The following is a 15,444-nucleotide window of genomic DNA, read 5'->3' on the forward strand; positions in this document are numbered from 1 at the left end:
AGCGGCGCAGCCGCTCCTCGTGTCCGGTCCGGTTCACGGGCCCACCTCCACGGGAGTGGAGAGGGGCTCCCTCACCGGTGCGTTCACGGGTTCCCGCATGGGTTCCTGCATGGGTTCCTGCATCGGGTCCTTCATGGGTTCGGCGGTGTCGAGCAGCAGGCGCAGGACGGGCAGGACTCCGTCGGCCCGGGCCTCGTCGAGGCCGGGGGCGAAGCCGGCGACGCCTGCCTCCAGGTGCGCCCGGCCACCGGAGGACGGCCCGCGGGCGACCAGTTCGCCCAGGATGCGGCGGACGCCCGGTTCGTACGCGGAGAACGTGCGGCGCAGCAGCGGCAGCACGTCGGTGAACGCGTGCGCGGGCACCGAGGTGAGCCAGTCGTCGACCAGGGCGAGAAGGCGTTCGTCGTGGACGAGGAGCATGCCTCCGCCCGGGGCGCCGCCGACGAAGCCCTCGATCCAGGCGGCCGCGTCGGCGGGCGGGGTGCCCGGTGAGAGGGCGAGGCCCATGAGGCGGGCGGCCTCGCCCTCGTCGAGCCGCCCCTCGTCGAGAAGGAGCCGGGCGCATCGGCCGCGGAGGGTGCCGGGGACGGTCTCGCGGGTGGCGAGCCCGCGCAGCACGCCCGTCCAGCGGTCGGTCAGCCGGGCGCTGTCGGGGAGCAGCCCGAGGGCGGTGTGGACGCCGTCGAGATGGCCGCGCATCTCGGTGGCGGCGTCGGTGTCGAGTCCGGTGCAGGCGGGTGGCAGTCCGACGCAGATCCGCTCGGCGAGTCCCGCCGCGACCTTGCCGAGCGCGGCGGTGTCGGTGGCGCGGACGTCTCCGTAGCGCAGGGAGCGGGCGAGCGCGGGCAGGGCCTGGGCGAGGTGGCCGACGTCGGTGTCGAGCGCGGCCCGGTCGGCGAGCGCCGTCATGACCGTGGGCAGCGCCTCGGCGAGTCCGGCGAGGAGGCATCGCTCGGCCAGGGCGGTGATGTCGGCGAGGGCGGTGGCCTCCCGGGCGCGGCTCTCGGCCTTGGCGGTGGCGGCGGAGGCGACGGTGGTGCCCCAGACGCCCGCTTCCGCGACGCGCACGTGCAGTTCGGGTTGCCAGCGCAGCCGCCAGCTCTCCCTGAAGGTGCCGGTGCTGCCGCGGCCGGTGACCGGTTCGCCCCAGCCGACGGCGAGCAGGGTCAGCCGGTGCAGGAGCCGGCTGCGGGCCGCGTCATTCTCCTTGCGCAGGTCGAGTTCCAGCTCGCGCTCCCGCGCCTCGGGTCTGAGGCGCAGGCCGCGCTGGAGCCTGGTGAGGTCCCGCTGGAGCGGTACGGCGGGGGCGGCGGCCGGGACCTCGCCGAGGACGTCGCCGATGACGAGGCGGTCGCGTACGAGGTCGAGCGGGACGTCGGAGCCGTCGCACATCACGGCCCGTACGGCGTCGGTGGTCTCGCCGAGTCCGGCCAGCGGGCGGCCGCGCATCACCGCGAGGGTCTCCGCGAGCCGAACGGCTTCGATGACGTGGGCGGAGGACACCATCCGGTCCTCCTCCCTGAAGAGGCGGGCGACCTTGGTCATCCAGCGTTCGACCGGCCGGTCGGGGGCGGCGAAGAGGTGTGCGTACCAACCCGGCGAGTCGATGCCTGCGCCGTACCCCGAGCGGCGGGCCAGCCGGCGGTGGGTCCAGGGAACCCACGTCATCTCGGTCTTCACCTTGGGCAGGCCCTTGAGCAGGGCGCGGTCGGCGGTGGCGGTGGTCCTCGCGGTGAGCGCCGGCACATGCCAGGCGCCGCACACGACGGCGACCCCGTCCCCGAACTCCTTGCGGGCGGCCCGCAGCCGGAGCCGCATATGGGCCTCGCGTACGAGGTCACGGGGGTGTCCGCCGTGGCCGTACGCCTCCCGCAGGGCTCCCATGGCCTCGGCGAGCGCGGTGAACGGGGCCAAGGGGTCGCCGGGGCCGCGGTGTTCGACGGCGTCCTCCCACCAGCGCTCGGGGTCGTCGTAGCCGGCGGCGTCGGCGAGTTCGGCGACCGGGTCGATCCGGACCGCCCGGTCGGCCCCCTCCCCTTCGCTGTCGCCCTCGCCGTCGCTCCAGGTCGGGTCGGTGGCGGCCAGGGTGTGAGCGGCGGGCAGGTCGATGAACCGGACGGGGACGTCGTGGGCCAGCGCCCAGCGGAGGGCCACCCATTCGGGCGAGAACTCGGCCAGCGGCCAGAAGGCGGCACGGCCGGGGTCGTCGACCGCGTGCGCGAGCAGCGCCACGGGAGGCCGCATGGCCTCGTCGGCGGCGAGGCCGAGCAGCCCGTCCGCCTCGGGCGGTCCTTCGATCAGCACGGCCGTGGGCCGCTCGGCGTCGAGTGCGGCCCGCACGGCGCGGGCGGACCCGGGGCCGTGGTGCCGGACGCCGAGGACGAGCGGCTCCCGGCGTGGTGCCCCGTCGCCTCGGCCCCGGGTTCCGGCTCCGTGCCCCGCTCCGGCTCCGGCTCCGGGCCCGGCGCCGGTGGGGCGGGGGCCGTGGGGGCCGGCCGCGTCGTGGGCGGAGACGGGCGTGAGCGCGCGGGTGGCGGCCGTCATGCGCTCACCTCACGACAGGCGCGGTAGAAGTCCTTCCAGCCGTCTCTCTCCCGTACGACCGTCTCCAGGTACTCCTGCCAGATGACGCGGTCCGCCGCGGGGTCGCGGACGACCGCGCCCAGGATGCCGGCGGCGATGTCGCCGGCGCGCAGGACGCCGTCGCCGAAGTGCGCCGCCAGGGCGAGGCCGCCGGTGACGACGGAGATCGCCTCGGCCGTCGACAGGGTCCCCGAAGGGGACTTGAGCTTGGTGCGGCCGTCCGTGGTGATCCCGTCGCGCAGCTCGCGGAAGACGGTGACGACCCTGCGGATCTCCTCGACGCCCTCCGGTACGGCGGGCAGGTCGAGCGAGCGGCCGATCTGGTCGACGCGGCGCGAGACGATGTCGACCTCCGCCTCCGGGCTGGCGGGCAGCGGCAGTACCACCGTGTTGAAGCGGCGGCGCAGCGCGCTGGAGAGGTCGTTGACCCCGCGGTCACGGTCGTTGGCGGTGGCGATGAGGTTGAAGCCTCGGACGGCCTGCACCTCCTGCCCCAACTCCGGTACGGGCAGGGTCTTCTCGGACAGGATCGTAATGAGTGTGTCCTGCACGTCCGCGGGGATGCGGGTGAGCTCCTCGACGCGGGCGGTCAGGCCCTCGGACATCGCGCGCATGACGGGGCTGGGCACGAGCGCGTCCCGGCTGGGCCCGTGGGCGAGCAGCCGGGCGTAGTTCCAGCCGTATCGGATCGCTTCCTCGGGTGTGCCGGCGGTGCCCTGGACGAGCAGGGTGGAGTCTCCACTGACGGCGGCGGCGAGGTGCTCGGAAACCCAGGTCTTGGCGGTGCCGGGCACGCCGAGCAGGAGCAGCGCCCGGTCGGTGGCGAGTGTGGTGACGGCGACCTCGACGATCCGGCGCGGCCCGACGTACTTGGGCGTGATCACCGTTCCGTCGGGGAGCGTGCCACCGAGGAGATAGGTGGCGACGGCCCAGGGCGAGAGCTGCCAGCGGACGGGCCTGGGCCGGTCGTCGGCGGCCGCGAGCGCCTTGAGTTCGTCGGCGAAGGCGTGCTCGGCGTGTGGCCGCAGCGCCTCGCCGCCGGCGTCCGGCGCAGCGCTCGCGATGGTTTCGGGCACGGTCATGGATCCCCCTCCAGATCGTTCGACCTGATGTGGGATCCACCGTGCACCATGCCACTGACAATCGGCCGTCGCCGCAGCTCAGGGCCTCAATTGGGCGCTCTGGGACGGAAGTCAGCCGGCGATCGGGGAGACCGCGACGCAGCCTCCGGTCATCGCCTCCTCGCCCTTCGCCTCCTTGATGACCTTGCCCTCGTGGATGACCTTGCAGGTGATGTCGGCGGGGGTGAGCGAGACCGGCATGACGGCGGGCGGCATGACCCCCTTCAGCGTCACCGTCTTCTTCCACGGCGTGGTCGGCTTCTTCTCCGACTCCATCTTCGGCTCCATCGCCGTGCCGCCACCGGCGTGGTACTCGATCGAATCGACGCCCTTGCCGCTGACTTCGTACGTGACTTCGTAGGTCTCGTTCACGGCCTTGTCGACCTGGTCGACGGCCGTGGAGCAGGCGCCGAGGCCGAAGGCCAGGCCGGTGACGGCGAGGGCCGAGGCGGCGGTGCGGACGGTGCGAGCGGTGCGCTTCATGGCGCGGTCCCCCTGAACTGCCGGTGTGCGGCGGATGGTGTGGTGAGCCCTCGCAGAAAATCGTAAAGAGAGAGTAAAGTCAAGCGGCCTTTCGGTCGGCCCGGGGGCGCGAAACAGCAGGCCGGGGGCGTTGTCAGTGGTGCCCCCTACCGTCGGGGGCATGGACACACAGGGGGTGCGCTGGACGGCGGATCAGGTGCTGGCTCTGGCTCCTGACGACGCCTCGCGCAGAGCGGGAAGCAAGCTGGGGACGGCCGGGCCGTGGTCCGGCGCGGGCAGCAGCGGCGAGGGCGCCGTCTGGGGCCTGTGCCGGGGCAGCGGCAGCAAGCCGTACCGGACGGTGGTCGACACCACGGGCCCGGCGTACACGTGCAGTTGCCCGAGCCGGAAGTTCCCGTGCAAGCACGCGCTGGGGCTGCTGCTGCTCTGGGCCACGGACGGCACGGCCGTCGGCGGCGGCGAGGTCCCGGACTGGGCCGCGCCATGGCTGGAGACGCGGCGGGAGCGCGCCGCCGCCCGCTCGGGCGACGGGGGAGGCGAGGCCGCGGCCACGCCCGCCGACCCGGAGGCCGCGCGCCGCCGGGCCGAGCGCCGGGCGGCCAGGATCACCGCGGGAGCCGAGGAGTTGGAGCAGCGGCTCGCCGATCTGCTCTGCGGGGGTCTGGCGTCGGCCGAGCAGTCCGGTTACACCCTGTGGGAGGAGACGGCGGCGAGAATGGTCGACGCCCAGGCCCCCGGTCTGGCGGGCCGCGTCCGGGAGTTGGGGTCGATTCCGGGCTCGGGGCCCGGATGGCCGGTGCGACTCCTGGAGGAGTGCGCGCTCACCCATCTCCTCGACAGGGCCTGGCTCGGCGTCGACCGGCTCCCCGATCCGCTCGCGACCACCGTCCGCGCCCGGGTAGGCCTCACCGCGCCCGCGCAGGGTCCGACGGTACGGGACGACTGGCTGGTTCTCGCCCAGTACGACGCGGCCGACAGCAGACTGACGACCCGCCGCGTCTGGCTGCACGGCCGGGAGAGCGGACGGACGGCCCTGCTCCTCTCCTTCGGAGCGGCGGGACGAGCACCTCGACTCTCCCTCCCGGTGGGCTCCGTCCTCGACGCGGCGGTCACCCTCCACGCGGGCGCGGGCGCGCTGCGGGCCGAATGGGCCGAGCAGTTCTCCGCCCCGGCACCGCTCGACGCCCCGCCTCCGGGCGGCACGGTCGCCGACGCCCTCACGGCCTACGGCGACGCCCTGCGGGAGGACCCGTGGCTGGACTCCTGGCCGGCGACCCTGACCGATGTCGTGCCGATCCCGACGGAGTACGGCTGGCAGCTGGCGGACGCGAGACCGACGGGCCGAGGTGACCACACCGGCGCCTCCGGAAGCCAGGTCGGCGGCGAGGCGGTGCCGTTGAGCGCCCCGGCGCTCGCGCGGGCCGGCCTGTGGCGGCTGGCGGCACTGTCGGGCGGCCGGCCGGTGACCGTCTTCGGCGAGTGCGGCCACCGCGGCTTCACCCCGCTCGCCGGCTGGTCCCCGGAGGCCCCGGGCGAAACGGTCCCGCTCCACTGACCGCCCGACCCCTGACCGGACCGCTCCGGTGCCGACGCGACTCCTGCCGGGCTGACGCGGCCGCGGGTTGTCGCTCACCGCCCGGCGCCACCGCCTCGCACCCGCGCCACCGCCTCGCCCCGTACGACGACCGCCACCGCCCGGCGCCACCACCTCGCCCGTACGACGACCGGCCCCGCACCGGCGCCGCCGCCACCCACCCGGTACGGCGGTTCCGCGCGGCCCGACCAGCTGACACCAGCCCACATCCGGCGGCGCCCACCACTCGACCGACGACAGCCTGGAGGACTTTGATGGACGCCTGGGAAGAGCTCGTCACCTCGGCCCTGCTCGGCACCGATCGACGACCGCCCACGTCGCCCGCGCTGTCCGGTACGGCGGCGGCCGCTGACGACGCTCCCGTCGTCCTGCTCGACGCCGCGGCCCTGCACACCGTGCGCCGCAGGGCTGGCCTGCGCCCCGGCCCCGCCGCCCCCGCGCCCGAGCCCGCGCCCGACGATCACCGCCGTCCGCTGCCGGAGGCGGCCCGTCGCCGCCTCGGTCGGCTGCTCGCGGACCGGGCGGCCCCGGCCCCGTCCGGCGGGCGAAGGGGAGCCGCGCCCGACCTCGCCGAACTGCTCCCGCAGTGGCTCGCCGCAGCCAACGAGCACGGCTACAAGGCCCCCGCGTCCGCGCTGCCCGCCCTCCTCGACGCCGCCCGCGCCCGCACCGACCTGCGGCCCCAGGCGCTGGCCCTGGCCGGACCGCGCGGGCGGTGGCTCGCCGGGCTGAACCCTGAGTGGAAGTTCGCCCTGCGCGGCGCGTCCGGCAGCGCCGTGCTGCCCGACCCCCGGGACGGGGCGGCGGTCCGGGCCCTGTGGGAGGAGGGCCTGTTCGCCGAACGGGTCGCGCTGCTCTCCTCCCTGCGGGCGGCGGACCCGGCGGCGGCGCTCTCCTTGCTGCGCTCCACCTGGCCGGCCGAGCGGGCCGAGGACCGGCTGATGTTCGTGGACTCCCTCCGGAACGAACTCTCCGATGCCGACGAGGAGTTCCTGGAGGCGGCCCTGTCCGACCGCAGCCGCAACGTCCGCTCCACGGCCGCCGAGCTGCTCTCCGCGCTGCCCGGATCGGCGCTCGCCGGCCGCATGGCGCGCCGGGCCGCGTCCTGCGTCAGCCTGGACCGTACGGAGGGGGCCGAGACGATCGTCGTCGAGGCGCCGCACGAGTGCGACGCGGGCATGCGGCGGGACGGTCTGATACCCACCCCGCCGACCGGGCGGGGCGAGCGGTCCTGGTGGCTCGGCCAGCTCGTCGAGTCGGCGCCGCTGGCCTGCTGGCCGGCCCGGTTCGGCGGGCGCGGCCCCGAGGAGATCGTGGCCCTGCCCGTCGCCGACGAGTGGCGGGCCGAGCTGCACGCGGCCTGGTGCCGGGCCGCCGTACGGCAGGGCGACGCCGCCTGGTCGAGGGCGCTGCTCGGGCCCCCGTCGGCCCCGCCCGCGACAGGTCCGGGCACCGCGTCCCTCGCCGAACGCGCGAAACTCCTCTCGACCCTCCCGGACGAGGAGCGGGCCCGCTGGGTCGCCTCCTTCATCGCGGCGCACGGCCTGTCGGAGGCGTTCCAACTGCTCGGCGTCTGCGCGGTTCCCTGGGCGGAACCCCTGGGCGGCGCGGTGATCGACGCCCTGGACATCGCGCGGGAGGCGGGCAGCTACCCATGGAGCTTCAGCGGCGTGATGGGCCTGGCCGAACGCTGCCTCTCCCCCGACGCGGCACCCCAACTGGAGTCCCTGACGGCCCTCCCCGCCGAACCGGAGGACGCCTCCCCCGGGGCGGGCGGTTACTGGTCCGAGGCGTTCCAGCGCCTGGTGTCGACGCTGCGCCTGCGCGCGGAGATGCTCGCCGAGCTGACGGTCTGAAACCGCCCCGGAAGAATCCCTGATGGACAGGCCCGCAGGCCCGCCCGTCCGGCCCCGGCTACCGGCTGTCGAGCCCGACCGCTCGACAGCCGGTGGTCCGCCGGCCCTGACGCTCCTGAGCACGCGTCAAACCGCACACCATGGCTGCCCGAGCGCGCCTCGGCCGACCGGGCGCCCGGCGGTCCACGACCTTCAAGCACCCGTCACCCGGCGGCCCCGCCGTTACGCCGCGACCCGTACGTTCGCGTTGACCCAGTCGACGATCGACGCCGTCGTCGCGCCCGGGGTGAAGATCGCCGCGACACCCTTCTCCTTCAGCGGCGCGATGTCCGCGTCGGGGATGATCCCGCCGCCGAAGACCTTGATGTCCTCCGCGTCGCGCTCCTTCAGGAGCTCCAGGACCTTCACGAAGAGCGTGTTGTGCGCCCCCGAGAGGATCGACAGGCCGATCGCGTCGGCGTCCTCCTGGATCGCCGTGTCCACGATCTGCTCGGGCGTCTGGTGCAGGCCGGTGTAGATGACCTCCATACCGGCGTCGCGCAGCGCCCGCGCGATCACCTTGGCCCCGCGATCGTGGCCGTCGAGACCCGGCTTGGCCACCACCACGCGGATCGGACCGGTCACACCCATCACTGCCTCCACATGCGACCCCCGGGCCTGATGGCCGGGGAGGTGAACGAACGTTATCGCCAGCATCCCGCAAGCGGCCGTTTCGCGGTGGGCAGGGAGGGGGAAATCACACGGAGGGACATGTTCGCTCTGCGCCGCACCCTCCCCGGGCCCTCCTCCTGGGCCCTTCAGCCGCAACCGGGTCGTGCGCAAGGGAGCCGCGACGGGGGTCGCGGGCCCCGTGCCGTACGGCACAGGGCCTGGCGCACCGACCGCCGTACGGCGCCCGCGTGCCGTTCGGGAGGCCGCTCATGGTGCTCACCAGGCTCACCAAGGTCACGACCGCGCTGAAGGCCAACGCGCTGGAGCTGGCGATCCTCACCGGCCACATGCTTCTGTATCCCTCCGGAATCGTCCGTGAGCGCCCCGTGACCGTCTCCGCCTCGGGTCAGGGGTCCGGCCGTCCCGTGGTCCTCCTCCACGGCCTGGTCGACAACCGTTCCGTCTTCGTCCTCCTGCGCCGCGCACTCGTCCGCAACGGCCGTGACTGTGTCGACTCGCTCAACTACTCTCCGCTCACGGGCGACCTGCGGACGGCCGCCGACCTCCTCGGCCGCCGGATCGAGGAACTCTGCTCGCGCACCGGCCACGAGCGGGTCGACCTGGTCGGACACAGCCTCGGCGGACTCATCGCCCGCTATTACGTACAGCGACTGGGTGGTGACGCACGGGTGCGCACGCTGGTCATGCTCGGCACCCCGCACGCCGGGACCACCGCCGCCCCATGGGCCGGCGCGCACCCCCTGGTGCGGCAGATGCGTCCCGGTTCCGAGGTGCTGCGGGAGCTGGCCGGGCCCGCACCCGACTGCCGGACCCGCTTCGTCAGCTTCTGGAGCGATCTGGACCAGGTGATGGTCCCGGTCGAGACGGCCCGGCTCGACCACCCCGATCTGCTGGTCCACAACGTGCGCGTGAGCGGAATCGGACATCTCGCCCTGCCCGTTCATCCGACGGTCGCCGCCGGGATCCTGGAAGCCCTCGACGCCGAGGAGCGGGAGAGCGACGCTCCGGGGAACGAACCCGGAGCCACCTCCGTCGCCTGACGACCCGCCAGAAGAAGCCTGTTCTTCGAACGTTCCTCGAACACAGAGCCAAAGCTCTTCCCTCAGATCGCCGAAACACGGCCGATTGCCCGTTTCCTGCGGACCCAAAACCCTCCGAAGATTGTCGCTTGCGCATACCGCCGGGTACAGTCGCGCCACTGCTTACCCCCGGGACACCCCTCGTCGGGCCCGCCCCGGACTGGTCCTGCCGCCGAGGCGAGAGAGAAGTTGGTGAACGACCAGCACCCCCACGCCGGATACGTCGGAGACGACGCCCACACCACCGGCAGCTTCGCCACCGACCCGCTGTTCGGTGCCCTCCCGGGCGGTTACGAAGCAGGTCACAGCGGTCAGTACGACACCACTCAGTGGAACGGCAGCCAGCAGTGGGACGCCGGCACGTACGACACCTACGTCGCGCCGCAGCCGATCCCCCAGCAGTACGACGCCCACAGTCAGTACGACACCACCGGACAGTACGACACCACCGGACAGTGGGACGCCACCGCCTGGAGCGAGGCGCAGCAGACCGGCCAGTACGAGACGGCGCACCTTTCCTCGTACGACACGACCGGTCAGTGGACGACCCCCACCTTCGACACCGGTACGTACGACGCCACCGCCTGGAACCACGCCGCCGCGCTCGAGCCCGAGCCGCGGGTCGCCGAGCCCGTCGTTCCGCAGCAGTACACCCCCGCGTACGAGTTCGTCCCCGACCAGGGCGACGGTCACGGCATCGGCCCCGGGGACGAGCACGCCACGGAGGCCGAGCACACCGCGCGATTCGAGGCCGTTCCGGCCGACGAGCAGCCGTACGACTACGGCTACGACTACGAGACCCCGGCCGAGGCCGGGGAACCGGCCGTCGAGATCCTCACGGAGTCTCCGGCCGCCCCCGCCGCCCGCCCCGTACGCCGCTCCTCGGGCGGCAGCCGAGGCCGTCGCCGTACCCCCGCCAAGCGTTCGGCGCTCCTGACCGTCGCCGTCCCGTCGGCCTGCGTCATGGGTGTCGCCGGGATCGCCGCCGCTTCCGTCGGCGGGCTCGCGGAAGCGGGCGCCGAGACCAAGGACGACACGACCGCGCTGGCCGCGGCCGATCCGTCGTCGGTGGAGCCGGTCGCCGCCAACAACGAGCTGGACACCCAGCTCGCGGCGCTGAGCGCCGAGGCCCGCGACTTCGGTGACCGCGCCAGCCGCACCCAGGAGCGCATCGACCTCAAGCTGCGGCAGGAAGCGGAGCGGAAGAAGCGCGAGGAGGAGGCGGCCCGCAAGGAGGCGCTGCGCCCGAAGTTCGCGCTGCCCGTGAAGCTGCACCAGCTCAGCGCCCGTTACGGCCAGGCCGGCGTCAACTGGATGTCCGTGCACACCGGTATCGACTTCCCGGTCCAGTACGGCTCGAAGGTGATGGCCGCGACCGACGGCACCGTCCGTACGCAGTGGAACAGCGCCTACGGCAACATGGCGATCGTGACGGCCGAGGACGGCACCGAGACCTGGTACTGCCACCTGAGCAGCACCAAGATCCGCTCCGGCAAGGTCAAGGCCGGTGACGTCATCGCGTACTCCGGCAACTCCGGCAACTCCACCGGCCCGCACCTCCACTTCGAGGTACGGCCGAACGGCGGGGCGGCGATCGACCCCGAGTCGTGGCTGCGCAGCCACGGCCTCAGCCCGACCGGCTGACGTAGACGAGCACAGAGCGAAGGGCCCCGGCCGAAGCCGGGGCCCTTCCTCGTGTGCCCGCGGTCAGCGGGTCAGAGCTTCTCGACCGGCGCGTACCGCAGCAGCAGACGCTTCGGCTTCTCGTCACCGAAGTCGATCGTCGCCTGGGCGTCCGCGCCCACGCCCGTCACCTGCATGACCGTGCCGAGGCCGAACTGGTCGTGCGTGACCCGGTCGCCGACCTGGAGCGCGAGCACCGGCTTCTCGCCGGCGCGGCGCGTCGCGAAGCCCGAGGGACCGGTGCGCGAGCGCGAGGAGGAGAGCTGGGAGGTGATCCCCGAGGTCGGCCCGGCGGGCTTCACCATCGGACCGGTCCGCTTCCACTCCAGATACGTCGCCGGGATCTCCTCCAGGAAGCGCGAGGCCGGGTTGTACGAGGGCTGGCCCCAGGCGCTGCGCATCGAGGAGCGGGTCAGATAGAGCCGCTCGCGGGCGCGGGTGATGCCCACGTACGCCAGGCGCCGCTCCTCCTCCAGCTCCTTGGTCTGGCCGAGCGCGCGCATGTGCGGGAAGACGCCGTCCTCCATGCCGGTCAGGAAGACCACCGGGAACTCCAGGCCCTTGGCGGTGTGCAGGGTCATCAGCGTGATGACTCCGGACCCCTCCTCGTCCTCGTCGGGGATCTGGTCGGAGTCCGCGACGAGGGCGACCTGCTCCAGGAACTCGGCGAGGGTCCCGCCCTCTTCCCCGCGCTCCTGCTCGAACTCCAGGGCCACTGCCGCCAGTTCCTGGAGGTTCTCGATCCGGGTCTCGTCCTGCGGGTCGGTGGAGGCCTGCAGCTCGGCGAGATACCCGGTCCGCTCCAGCACGGCCTCGAGGACGACGGCCGGGCCCGCGCCGGAGTCGACGACGGTGCGGAGCTCCTCCATCAGGGCGTTGAAACGCTTGACGGCGTTGGCGGAGCGGGCCGCCATGCCGTACGCCTCGTCGACCCGCTTCAGCGCCTGCGGGAAGGTGATCTTCTCCCGCAGGGAGAGGGCGTCGATCATCGCCTCGGCGCGCTCGCCGATGCCCCGCTTGGGGACGTTGAGGATGCGGCGCAGCGGGACGTTGTCCTCGGGGTTGGCGAGCACGCGCAGGTAGGCGAGGACGTCGCGGACCTCCTTGCGCTCGTAGAAGCGCACGCCGCCGACGACCTTGTACGGCAGGCCGACGCGGATGAAGATCTCTTCGAAGACACGGGACTGGGCGTTCGTACGGTAGAAGACGGCGACGTCGCCGGCCTTCGCCTCGCCCGCGTCGGTCAGCCGGTCGATCTCGTCGGCGACGAACTGGGCCTCGTCGTGCTCGGTGTCCGCGACATAGCCGGTGATCTGCGCGCCCGCGCCCGCGTTGGTCCACAGGTTCTTGGGGCGACGGCTCTCGTTGCGCTCGATGACGGCGTTGGCGGCGGAGAGGATGGTCTGCGTCGAGCGGTAGTTCTGTTCGAGCAGGATCGTCGTCGCGTCGGGGTAGTCCTCCTCGAACTGGAGGATGTTGCGGATGGTCGCGCCTCGGAAGGCGTAGATCGACTGGTCCGCGTCACCGACGACGCACAGCTCGGCGGGGCCCAGATCTTCGTAACCGGTGCCGACCAGTTCGCGTACGAGGGTGTACTGGGCGTGGTTGGTGTCCTGGTACTCGTCGACGAGGACGTGGCGGAAGCGGCGGCGGTAGTGCTCGGCGACGTCCGGGAACGCCTGGAGCAGATGGACCGTCGTCATGATGATGTCGTCGAAGTCCAGGGCGTTGGCCTCGCGCAGCCGCGCCTGGTACATGCGGTACGCCTCGGCGAGCGTCTTCTCGAAGCCGTCGGCGGCCTGGTCGGCGAAGGTCTCCTCGTCGATCAGCTCGTTCTTCAGGTTGGAGATCTTGGCGCTGAACGACTTCGGGGGGAACTTCTTCGGGTCGAGGTCCAGGTCCCGGCAGACCAGCGCCATCAGGCGCTTGGAGTCGGCGGCGTCGTAGATCGAGAACGAGGACGTGAAGCCGAGCCTCTTCGACTCGCGGCGCAGGATGCGGACGCACGCGCTGTGGAAGGTCATGACCCACATGGCGTTGGCGCGTGGGCCGACGAGCTGCTCGACCCGCTCCTTCATCTCGCCGGCGGCCTTGTTGGTGAAGGTGATCGCCAGTATCTGGCCGGGGTGGACGTGCCGGGTGGCCAGGAGGTGGGCGATGCGGTGGGTGAGCACCCGGGTCTTGCCGGAGCCGGCTCCGGCGACGATGAGCAGCGGGGTGCCGGTGTGCGTGACGGCGGCGCGCTGCTGTTCGTTCAGCCCCTCCAGGAGCGCGGCGGCGTCCACGACGGGGCGCGGGGCTCCGTCGCGGTAGTGCGCGTCCCTGGCCGGCGGCACGTCGAACCGGCCCCCGAAGAGGTCGTGCGGGACCTCCGCCTCGGCCGGGGCGCCGTGCTCGTGGTCCTCGGGCGGGGGCGGGGGCTCCTCCGAGGAGTGGTTCTGGAGGCTTGCCAGGAAGCTGTCGTCAAAGAGGCTGCTCATCGCTTATCGAGTCTAGGCCGCCGGACTGACAGCCCGCTCCCACCTCTCGAAGTGAGGCCGAACTCACTGAGGGTGATCATCCGCTTCAGGTCACGAAAATGTATCGGGCATATCGAACATCGGTCTTCCCAGCCGCCGTACGGGTTGGCTAGCGTGCTCCGCCAAGCAGCCCGTCCCCTTCGACGGCGAATCACGCCGAGCGGGCGGCTCACGCCGAACCCGGCCCTGCCGCGAGGCAGTCGCGCCCGTGGGCACCGGCGTCCACGGAAGGAGATGCCGGTCTTGGCGTCCCATCGCAAGCCGCGCAGCACACGTCAGCACTCCCCCGCCGTCGGGGTCACGACGGCCGCTCTCGCCTCGGTCACGCTGCTGTCCACGCAGAGCGCCGGGGCGGCTCCGGCGAAGCCGACGGTGGAGGAGGTCCAGAAGAAGGTCGACGCCCTCTACCGGCAGGCCGGCACGGCGACCCAGGAGTACAACCGGGTCAAGGAGGCCACCGTTCAGCAGCGGCGCAAGGTCGACCGGATCCTGGACGACGTGGCGCGGCGGACCGAGGCGATCAACGAGTCCCGCCGCACGCTCGGCTCGTACGCCGCAGCGCAGTACCGGGCCGGGGCGGTGGGGCCGACGGCTGCGCTGATCTTCGCGGACAGTCCCCAGTCGTACTTCGACCAGACGCACCTCATGAGCCGGCTCTCCGAGCGGCAGCGCGGCGCGGTGGCGGACTACGAGAACAAGCGAGCCGAGGCGGCGAAGCGGCGCGCGGAGGCGGCGCGGAGCCTGGAGAGCCTCACCGCGTCGCAGGCTGCGCTGCGTACCAGCAAGCAGACGGTCCAGCGGAAGCTGGCCGAGGCGCGCACGCTCCTGGCCCGGCTCACGGCCGAGGAGAAGGCCCGGCTCGCGGAGCTGGAGCGCAGGCGCGAGGCGGAGGCCCGGCGCAAGGCGGAGGAGCGGGCCGAGGCGGAGGCGGCGAAGGCGGCGGCCGAGGCCGAGCGGCGCCGGCAGGAGGCGGCCCGGCGGCAGCAGCAGCTGCCTGGGACGCCCGCGACCACCCCGTCGCCCACCGGAGGCGCCACCTCCGGGTACGCCGTCAAGGCCGCGAAGGCGCTGGCGTTCGCGCGGGGCCAGATCGGCAAGCCGTACGTGTGGGGAGCGACGGGTCCGAGCTCGTACGACTGCTCCGGCCTCACCCAGGCCGCCTGGAAGGAGGCGGGCGTCGACCTGCCCCGTACCACCTGGGACCAGGTGGAGGCGGGGACACGGGTCGCGACCGACGATCTGCTGCCGGGCGATCTGGTCTTCTTCTACGACGACATCAGCCACGTGGGCCTCTACATCGGCGGCGGGAAGATGATCCACGCGCCGAAGGCGGGCGCGAACGTGCGCGAGGAGTCGGTCTTCTCCATGCCGGTCCACGGCGGCGTGCGCCCGGCCTGAGGCGTCATCGGACGGTCAGGTCCACAGGGTGGCGATGAAGATGTTGGCGACGGTCAGGCCGCCGACCGCGCCGAAGAGGCCCTTGGCGACCCTTTCCTCGTCCCGCTTCACATAGACGAGGGCGAGGATGACGACGAGCACCGCCATCTTGACGCCGATCTTCACGTTGTCGACGGTCTGGTCGTCCGCCTGGTTCAGGCCGACCAGGGCGATGCCCGTGATCAGCATGGTCAGCGCGCCGTGCAGCATCGCGGGGACGAAGCGGGCCGTACCCGCGCCCATCGCCTTCACCTGCGTGAGGAACCCGCCGAGCAGGGAGGCGATTCCGATGATGTGCAGGGCGACGAAGACATTGATGAGGACGTCCATGGAGCGGAGCCTAACCGGGCCATAGCACCGCTCTCCGGTCGGGGCCGCCTTCTCCGGCGCATCGGTCGGGCCCGATCCGGAAAGCGG

12 protein-coding genes are annotated in these 15,444 nt (G+C 72.9%); 5 read left to right on the forward strand and 7 right to left on the reverse strand.

Annotation, left to right across the window (positions count from 1 at the left end; genetic code table 11):
• Positions 1–33: 33 nt before the first annotated feature.
• The 3 genes from ACWDX6_RS03150 to ACWDX6_RS03160 all read right to left on the reverse strand — a co-directional run bounded on the left by ACWDX6_RS03150 (position 34) and on the right by ACWDX6_RS03160 (position 4,187).
• A complete protein-coding gene (locus tag ACWDX6_RS03150; protein ID WP_451483211.1) occupies positions 34–2,544 on the reverse strand; it encodes a DUF5682 family protein in 2,511 nt (836 codons plus the stop codon).
• The gene (locus tag ACWDX6_RS03155) at positions 2,541–3,665 is read right to left on the reverse strand and encodes an ATP-binding protein (RefSeq protein ID WP_451483212.1); all 1,125 of its coding nucleotides are present in this window, start codon (positions 3,663–3,665) and stop codon (positions 2,541–2,543) included. Before ACWDX6_RS03155 ends, ACWDX6_RS03150 begins: the two co-directional genes overlap by 4 nt.
• A 111-nt stretch (positions 3,666–3,776) precedes the next feature.
• On the reverse strand, positions 3,777–4,187 hold the full coding sequence (locus ACWDX6_RS03160; RefSeq protein ID WP_451483213.1) for a hypothetical protein: 411 nt from the start codon (positions 4,185–4,187) through the stop codon (positions 3,777–3,779).
• Positions 4,188–4,347: 160 nt separating this feature from the next.
• On the opposite strand from ACWDX6_RS03160, the gene ACWDX6_RS03165 reads away from it, so the two are divergent.
• Entirely contained in the window at positions 4,348–5,742 is a 1,395-nt protein-coding gene (locus ACWDX6_RS03165; RefSeq protein WP_451483214.1) for an SWIM zinc finger family protein, read from the forward strand.
• 74 nt (positions 5,743–5,816) lie between these two features.
• On the opposite strand, the gene ACWDX6_RS03170 is transcribed toward ACWDX6_RS03165, so the two are convergent.
• Positions 5,817–5,990, reverse strand: a complete 174-nt coding sequence (locus ACWDX6_RS03170) for a hypothetical protein (protein WP_451483215.1) — start codon at positions 5,988–5,990, stop codon at positions 5,817–5,819.
• Between the two features lie 45 nt (positions 5,991–6,035).
• Here ACWDX6_RS03170 and ACWDX6_RS03175 point away from each other — a divergent pair, with 45 nt between their 5' ends.
• Positions 6,036–7,637 carry a DUF5691 domain-containing protein gene (locus ACWDX6_RS03175; protein ID WP_451483216.1) on the forward strand — a complete coding sequence of 534 codons (1,602 nt, stop codon included), beginning with the start codon at positions 6,036–6,038 and terminating at the stop codon, positions 7,635–7,637.
• 222 nt (positions 7,638–7,859) lie between these two features.
• On the opposite strand, the gene ACWDX6_RS03180 is transcribed toward ACWDX6_RS03175, so the two are convergent.
• The gene (locus tag ACWDX6_RS03180) at positions 7,860–8,267 is read right to left on the reverse strand and encodes a cobalamin B12-binding domain-containing protein (protein WP_128976030.1); all 408 of its coding nucleotides are present in this window, start codon (positions 8,265–8,267) and stop codon (positions 7,860–7,862) included.
• A 290-nt stretch (positions 8,268–8,557) separates the two neighbouring features.
• On the opposite strand from ACWDX6_RS03180, the gene ACWDX6_RS03185 reads away from it, so the two are divergent.
• Together ACWDX6_RS03185 and ACWDX6_RS03190 are read left to right on the forward strand one after the other, a co-directional pair.
• Positions 8,558–9,349: an esterase/lipase family protein gene (locus ACWDX6_RS03185; RefSeq protein WP_451483217.1), complete on the forward strand. Its 792-nt coding sequence runs from the start codon at positions 8,558–8,560 to the stop codon at positions 9,347–9,349.
• 231 nt (positions 9,350–9,580) lie between these two features.
• Positions 9,581–11,032: a M23 family metallopeptidase gene (locus ACWDX6_RS03190; protein ID WP_451483218.1), complete on the forward strand. Its 1,452-nt coding sequence runs from the start codon at positions 9,581–9,583 to the stop codon at positions 11,030–11,032.
• A 71-nt stretch (positions 11,033–11,103) separates the two neighbouring features.
• Here ACWDX6_RS03190 and pcrA read toward each other — a convergent pair whose 3' ends face one another.
• The gene (pcrA, locus tag ACWDX6_RS03195; protein ID WP_451483219.1) at positions 11,104–13,551 is read right to left on the reverse strand and encodes a DNA helicase PcrA; all 2,448 of its coding nucleotides are present in this window, start codon (positions 13,549–13,551) and stop codon (positions 11,104–11,106) included.
• A 273-nt stretch (positions 13,552–13,824) separates the two neighbouring features.
• Between pcrA and ACWDX6_RS03200 the strand changes: the two genes are divergently transcribed.
• Entirely contained in the window at positions 13,825–14,988 is a 1,164-nt protein-coding gene (locus ACWDX6_RS03200) for an NlpC/P60 family protein (protein ID WP_451483220.1), read from the forward strand.
• A 15-nt stretch (positions 14,989–15,003) separates the two neighbouring features.
• Here the strand turns inward: ACWDX6_RS03200 and ACWDX6_RS03205 are convergent, their stop codons facing one another.
• Positions 15,004–15,357, reverse strand: a complete 354-nt coding sequence (locus tag ACWDX6_RS03205; RefSeq protein ID WP_451483221.1) for a hypothetical protein — start codon at positions 15,355–15,357, stop codon at positions 15,004–15,006.
• Positions 15,358–15,444: the final 87 nt, after the last annotated feature.

It is taken from the genome of Streptomyces sp. NPDC003027 (genome assembly GCF_053591435.1).

Bases quoted from the DNA above. Each gene is read 5' to 3' on its own strand.
- ACWDX6_RS03150 (WP_451483211.1), bottom strand. From the start codon at position 2,544: ATGACGGCCGCCACCCGCGCGCTCACGCCCGTCTCCGCCCACGACGCG.
- ACWDX6_RS03155 (WP_451483212.1), bottom strand. From the start codon at position 3,665: ATGACCGTGCCCGAAACCATCGCGAGCGCTGCGCCGGACGCCGGCGGC.
- ACWDX6_RS03160 (WP_451483213.1), bottom strand. From the start codon at position 4,187: ATGAAGCGCACCGCTCGCACCGTCCGCACCGCCGCCTCGGCCCTCGCC.
- ACWDX6_RS03165 (WP_451483214.1), top strand. From the start codon at position 4,348: ATGGACACACAGGGGGTGCGCTGGACGGCGGATCAGGTGCTGGCTCTG.
- ACWDX6_RS03170 (WP_451483215.1), bottom strand. From the start codon at position 5,990: ATGTGGGCTGGTGTCAGCTGGTCGGGCCGCGCGGAACCGCCGTACCGG.
- ACWDX6_RS03175 (WP_451483216.1), top strand. From the start codon at position 6,036: ATGGACGCCTGGGAAGAGCTCGTCACCTCGGCCCTGCTCGGCACCGAT.
- ACWDX6_RS03180 (WP_128976030.1), bottom strand. From the start codon at position 8,267: ATGGGTGTGACCGGTCCGATCCGCGTGGTGGTGGCCAAGCCGGGTCTC.
- ACWDX6_RS03185 (WP_451483217.1), top strand. From the start codon at position 8,558: ATGGTGCTCACCAGGCTCACCAAGGTCACGACCGCGCTGAAGGCCAAC.
- pcrA (WP_451483219.1), bottom strand. From the start codon at position 13,551: ATGAGCAGCCTCTTTGACGACAGCTTCCTGGCAAGCCTCCAGAACCAC.
- ACWDX6_RS03200 (WP_451483220.1), top strand. From the start codon at position 13,825: ATGCCGGTCTTGGCGTCCCATCGCAAGCCGCGCAGCACACGTCAGCAC.
- ACWDX6_RS03205 (WP_451483221.1), bottom strand. From the start codon at position 15,357: ATGGACGTCCTCATCAATGTCTTCGTCGCCCTGCACATCATCGGAATC.